Origin of the sequence: Flavihumibacter petaseus NBRC 106054 (assembly GCF_000974785.1) — a bacterium.
GTDB lineage: Bacteria > Bacteroidota > Bacteroidia > Chitinophagales > Chitinophagaceae > Flavihumibacter > Flavihumibacter petaseus.
The window spans coordinates 1-6,529 of the sequence record NZ_BBWV01000012.1 but is presented as its reverse complement, the minus strand read 5'-3'; the positions used below and the strand labels follow the sequence as shown (position 1 = coordinate 6,529).

The 6,529-nt window shown below is 51.9% G+C and carries 1 protein-coding gene; it reads right to left on the bottom strand.

The genetic code is table 11. The features are described 5' to 3' along the window. On the bottom strand, window positions 1–6,529 hold a 6,529-nt coding region (locus FPE01S_RS26045), incomplete at both ends, for a hypothetical protein (RefSeq protein ID WP_052956159.1).

The window sequence follows — 6,529 nt, the reverse complement described above, 5'->3', positions numbered from 1 at the left end:
AACCGGTGCTGCGCACTCTCCTGCCGCTGGTGTAAAGGTATAGGTAGTGGTGCTAACAGTGGTTGTGTTGATCACTGCCGGGCTCCAGGTGCCATTCACGCCATTGAGTGATGTAGCTGGCAACGCTGGTGCTACTCCGTTTTGACAAATCGCACCGATCGGATTAAAAGTTGGTGTTGCCAGTGGCGTAACAGTAATGTCGATAGTGATAATCGCAGCGCATTGACCAGCATCCGGTATGAAACTATACGTGCCGGAGGTTGTTGTGTTTATTACAGCCGGCAGCCAGTTGCCTGTGATGCCGTTCAGGGATGTGGATGGTAATAACGGAGCAGGAGCGCCTTCACAGATCGCGGGTATGGCGTTGAAAGTTGGTGTGATCTCACCAGTTATCGTAACATCAATAGCTAATGGAGCCGCACACTCACCTGCTGCCGGCGTAAAGGTATAGGTAGAAGTTCCAACAGTGGCCGTATTGATCGCCGCCGGGCTCCATGTACCATTCACACCATTGAGTGATGTAGCCGGTAAGGCAGGAGCTACTCCGTTTTGGCAAATCGCACCGATCGGATCAAAAGTTGGTGTTACCAGATCCGTGATCGTGATGTCGATTGTTGTCTGCACACCGCAGCTCGCGGCGTCTGGTGTGAAGGTATAGGTTGTTGTGCCAACTACACCAGTATTGACGGTCGTCGGGTTCCACGTGCCGCCGATACCGTTATTTGATGTTCCCGGAAGTATTGGTGCCGGGCTATTCAGGCAAAGAGGGCCAATGGCATTGAATACCGGTGTTACGCTCAAAGAGATCGTAATGTCTATACTGATCGGTGTAGCGCACTCCCCTATGGCCGGAGTAAATGTATAGGTAGCCGTGCCGGCTGTAGCCGTATTGATCACTGCCGGGCTCCATATACCGTTCACACCATTGAGCGAAGTCGTCGGCAATGCAGGTGCAGTTGCATTCTGGCAAATTGCACCGATCGGATCAAAGGTTGGCGAAGTTTGCGGCAGCACTGTTATGTCTAGGGTAACCGGATTGGCACATTCACCCGCTGCCGGTGTAAACGTATAAGTAGTAGTTCCGGCTGAAGTGGTAGTAATCACGGCAGGACTCCAGGTACCGTTGATGCCGTTGGTGGATAAAGTTGGCAAGGCCGGTGCCGCACTGTTCTGACACAGCGCGCCAATTGGATCAAATGCCGGCGTTGTCGCAGGAGTTACTGTTACATCCAGGCTAGTAGCCGCAGCACATTGCCCTGCATCCGGGGTGAAGGTGTAAGTGCCGGACGCAGTATTGCTGATAATGGCCGGACTCCAGGTTCCTGTTATGCCATTCAGCGAAGTCGCAGGGAGTACTGGTGATGGTGAGCCTGCACAGAAAGCAGGGATCGCCGTAAAGTTTGGTGTAACCTGGTTTGTTATGGTGATATCTATACTGGTCACCACGCCGCAACTTGCCGCATCCGGGGTAAAGGTGTACGTGGTGGTGCCTATCGTGCTGGTATTGATTGTTGCCGGGTTCCAGGTACCGTTGATGCCATTATTGGAGGAAGCCGGTAAGGTTGGAGCCGGGCTGTTCACGCAAAGCGGACCGATGGCCGTGAATACAGGGGTAACACTTGATGAAATGGTAATATCAACACTAACCGGAACTGCACACTGTCCCGCTGCCGGCGTGAAGGTGTATGTAGTTGTTCCTGCTGCTGAAGTATTGATTACTGAAGGATTCCAGCTTCCGCTCACGCCATTTAGTGAAGCAGCAGGCAGCGCCGGTGCAGTACCATTCTGGCAGATGGCCCCGATCGGATCGAAGGTTGGTGTGGTGCTGGGGGTAACAGTCACATCCAGTGTGGTTATGTCCGCACACTGACCGGCAGCCGGTGTGAAAGTGTAAGTGCCGGAAGCGGTATTGCTTACAACGGCGGGTGACCAGGAACCGGTAATGCCATTCAGAGAAGTGCCAGAGAGTACAGGTGCTGCATCGCCCTGGCAGATGGCGGCAACCGGTGCAAATGAAGGAATGGTAAGGTCGGTTACAGTTACTGAAAGTGTTGTTACGGCGCCGCATTGTCCCGCATCCGGGGTGAATGTATAAGTAGTAGTGCCAGCAGTTGCTGTTGTTACAGTGGTGGGGCTCCAGGTGCCGATTATTCCATTATTAGACATGGAGGGCAATGCCGGTGCCGGACTGTTAATACAAAGTGGTCCAATAGCATTGAAGGTCGGGGTGACGGTGAGCGCGATGGTAATGTCTACATCAACTGGTGCGGAACATTGACCTGCATCCGGAGTGAAAGTATAAGTGGTCGTTCCAATGATTGTCGTGTTGATAGCCGGTATATTCCAATTGCCTGTGACGCCATTGTTGGATGAGGTTGGAAGCGTGGGCGCCGTGCTGTTCTGACATAGTGATCCGATGGGATCAAACACTGCACCGATGCTTGGAGATACGGTAACATCAAGCGTAGTAACTGTTGCACACTGTCCGGGATCCGGGGTAAAGGTATAAGTAGCTGAAGCTGTGTTACTGATCACAGACGGCGACCAGGTACCCGTAATGCCATTGTTGGAAGTCTGGGACAATCCGGGGGCCGCTGTGCCGGAACAGAATGCCGGTATAGCAGTAAAGGTTGGGGTTACCGGCTGGTTAACGGTTACGGTTAAAGTTGTTGTGGTAGCACATTGACCAGCATCAGGAGTAAATGTATAGGTAGTTGTAGCAGTATTGTTAAATGCCGGACTCCAGTTTCCGGTGATGCCATTGGTGGAAGCTGTTGGGAAAACTGGTGCCGGGTCTCCCGCGCAAATAGCGGGAATGGCCGCAAATGCCGGTGTCACCAGATCAACGATTGTCACATCAATTGACGTAGTTGCGCCGCACTGGCCGGCATCCGGAGTGAAGGTATAAGTTGTAGTTCCAGCAGTGCTGGTATTGATCGTCGCATTCCAGCTGCCGGTGATGCCGTTGTTGGAGGTAGTTGGCAGTACAGGTGCCGTGCTGTTGATACACAATGGCCCGATCGCATTGAATGATGGCACCACAGTAGTGGCAATATCGATCACAACACTGAAGGGATCGGCACATTCACCGGCCGCAGGGGTGAAAGTATAGGTAGTGGGCCCGATAATGCTGGTGTTAATCGTTGCCGGGCTCCAGGTGCCTGAAACGCCGTTATTGGAAGTAGTTGCGAGTGCTGGCGCTGTGCTGTTCTGGCATAGTGCCCCAATTGCATCGAATACCGGAGTGATCCTTGGGTCAACCGTTATATCGATCGTGGTAACGGTCGCACACTGACCCGCTGCCGGAGTGAAGGTATAGGTACCGGAAGTAGTGTTACTAATAGTTGCCGGTGACCAGGTACCAGTAATGCCATTAGATGAAGTTCCGGGCAATGTAGGTGCGGGAGTTCCTGCGCAGAATGCCGGGATGGCCGCGAAGGTCGGCGTAATAGCGGTATTGACAGTAACTGTCATGGTAGTTGTGGTCGCGCACTGTCCTATCGTTGGCGTAAATGTGTATGTGGTTGTAGCAGTATTGTTGAATGCCGGGCTCCAGGTACCTAATATTCCTTCCAGGGAAGTTCCAGGCAAGGTAACAGGCGGATCACCGGCACAAATTGCTGGTATTGCTGCAAAGGTTGGTGTCGCCGGCTGGTTCACAGTAACCGTTAATGTTGTTGTGTTCGCACACTGTCCGGCCGTTGGTGTGAAGGTGTAGGTTGTTGTAGCCGTGTTGTTGATGGCTGGCGTCCATGAGCCGGTAATTCCATTGGTGGAAGTAGTAAGCAGGTTGATCGGATCTCCGGCACATATCGCAGGTATTGCGGCAAAGGTCGGTGTAACTGGTTGGTTAACGGTTACGGTTAATGTAGTTGAATTGGCACACTGTCCAGCTGCTGGCGTGAAGGTGTAGGTTGTTGTTGCTGTATTGTTGATGGCTGGTGTCCATGTACCGGTGATGCCTTCAGTAGATGAAGCTGGTAGAGTCAGTGCATCGCCTGAGCAGATTGCTGGTATGGCGGCGAAGGTCGGTGTTACTGACTGGGTAACAGTTACGGTTAATGTTGTTGTGTTCGCACACTGTCCGGCCGCTGGTGTGAAGGTGTAGGTAGTTGTGGCCGTGTTGTTGATGGCTGGTGTCCAGGTACCAGTGATGCCGTTTGTGGACGTGGTCAACAGGTTGATCGGATCGCCTGCGCAGATTGCTGGTATAGCGGCAAAGGTCGGTGTTACTGGTTGGGTAACGGTTACCGTTAAAGTTGTTGTATTCGCACACTGTCCGGCTGCTGGTGTGAAGGTATAAGTCGTTGTAGCCGTATTGTTGATGGCTGGAGTCCATGTACCAGTGATGCCTTCAGTAGATGAAGCTGGTAAAGTCAATGCATCGCCAGCACAGATCGCTGGTAAGGCGGCAAAGGTCGGTGTTACTGGTTGGGTAACGGTTACCGTTAAAGTTGTTGTATTCGCACACTGTCCAACAGCCGGTGTGAAGGTGTAGGTTGTTGTAGCTGTATTGTTGATCGCTGGTGACCATGTACCAGGGATACCTTCAGTTGATGAAGCCGGTAAAGTCAGTGCTTCGCCGGCACAGATTGCAGGTATTGCAGCGAATGTCGGCGTAACCGGTTGGTTCACCGTTACGGTTAAAGTTGTTGTATTGGCGCACTGCCCTGCTGCCGGGGTGAAGGTGTAGGTAGTTGTAGCTGTATTGTTGATCGCTGGTGACCAGGTACCAGGTATACCTTCAGTTGATGAAGCCGGTAAAGTCAGTGCATCACCGGCGCAGATTGCTGGTATCGCGGCGAAGGTCGGTGTTACCGGTTGGTTAACGGTTACGGTTAAAGTGGTTGTATTGGCGCACTGCCCTACTGCCGGGGTGAAAGTATAAGTAGTTGTAGCTGTATTGTTGATCGCTGGTGACCATGTACCAGGAATACCGTTGGTGGACGTGGTCAGCAGGTTGATTGGATCTCCGGCACAGATTGCAGGTATTGCAGCGAAGGTTGGTGTTACCGGTTGGTTAACGGTTACGGTTAAAGTTGCTGTATTGGCGCACTGCCCTGCTGCGGGGGTGAAGGTATAGGTTGTTGTAGCCGTATTGTTGATGGCAGGTGACCAGGTACCAGTGATGCCTTCAGTAGATAAAGCTGGTAAAGTCAATGCGTCGCCAGAACAGATTGCTGGTATAGCAGCGAAGGTCGGTGTAACTGGTTGGTTAACGGTTACGGTTAATGTAGTTGAATTGGCACACTGTCCTGCAGCTGGTGTAAAAGTGTAAGTTGTTGTAGCTGTATTATTGATCGCCGGTGACCAGGTACCAGTGATGCCTTCAGTAGATGAAGCTGGTAAAGTCAATGCGTCGCCAGAACAGATTGCTGGTATAGCAGCGAAGGTTGGCGTTACCGGCTGGTTCACCGTTACGGTCAGTGTATTGGTGTTAGCGCACTGCCCTGCTGCTGGTGTGAAGGTATAAGTTGTTGTAGCAGCATTGTTGATGGCTGGAGTCCACGTGCCAGTTATACCGTTTGTTGACGTGTTAAGCAGGTTGATCGGATCGCCGGCACAGATTGCTGGTATGGCGGCGAATGTTGGCGTAACTGGCTGGTTTACCGTTACAGTTAAAGTTGTTGTATTTGCACACTGTCCAACTGCTGGTGTGAAGGTATAGGTTGTAGTAGCCGTATTGTTAATGGCTGGAGTCCAGGTACCGGTGATGCCTTCAGTAGACGAAGCTGGTAAAGTCAGTGCATCGCCGGCACAGATCGCTGGTATTGCGGCGAAGGTCGGTGTAACTGGTTGGTTCACGGTTACGGTCAGAGTAGTGGTATTAGCACACTGTCCAGCTGCAGGTGTGAAGGTGTAAGTTGTTGTTGCAGTATTGTTGATAGCTGGAGACCAGGTACCGTTGATGCCTTCAGTAGATGAAGCTGGCAAAGTCAGTGCATCGCCAGAACAGATCGCTGGTATAGCGGCGAAGGTCGGTGTTACCGGTTGATTAATGGTTACAGTAAGTGTAGTGGTATTGGCGCACTGCCCTGCTGCCGGGGTGAATGTATAAGTTGTTGTAGCCGTATTGTTGATGGCTGGAGTCCACGTACCAGTGATTCCTTCAGTAGATGAAGCTGGTAAAGTAAATGCATCGCCAGAACAGATTGCTGGTATGGCGGCGAAGGTTGGTGTTACCGGCTGGTTCACCGTTACTGTCAGTGTGGTTGTGTTCGCACACTGTCCAACTGCCGGGGTGAAGGTATATGTTGTTGTAGCCGTATTGTTGATGGCAGGTGACCATGTACCGGTGATGCCGTTTGTGGACGTGGTCAACAGGTTGATCGGATCGCCCGCGCAGATCGCTGGTATGGCGGCGAAGGTCGGTGTTACTGGTTGGTTGACGGTTACGGTTAATGTAGATGAATTGGCACACTGTCCTGCTGCCGGGGTAAACGTGTAAGTCGTTGTCGCTGTATTATTGATGGCAGGTGACCATGTACCGTTGATGCCTTCAATTGACGAAGCTGGTAAAGTCAGTGCG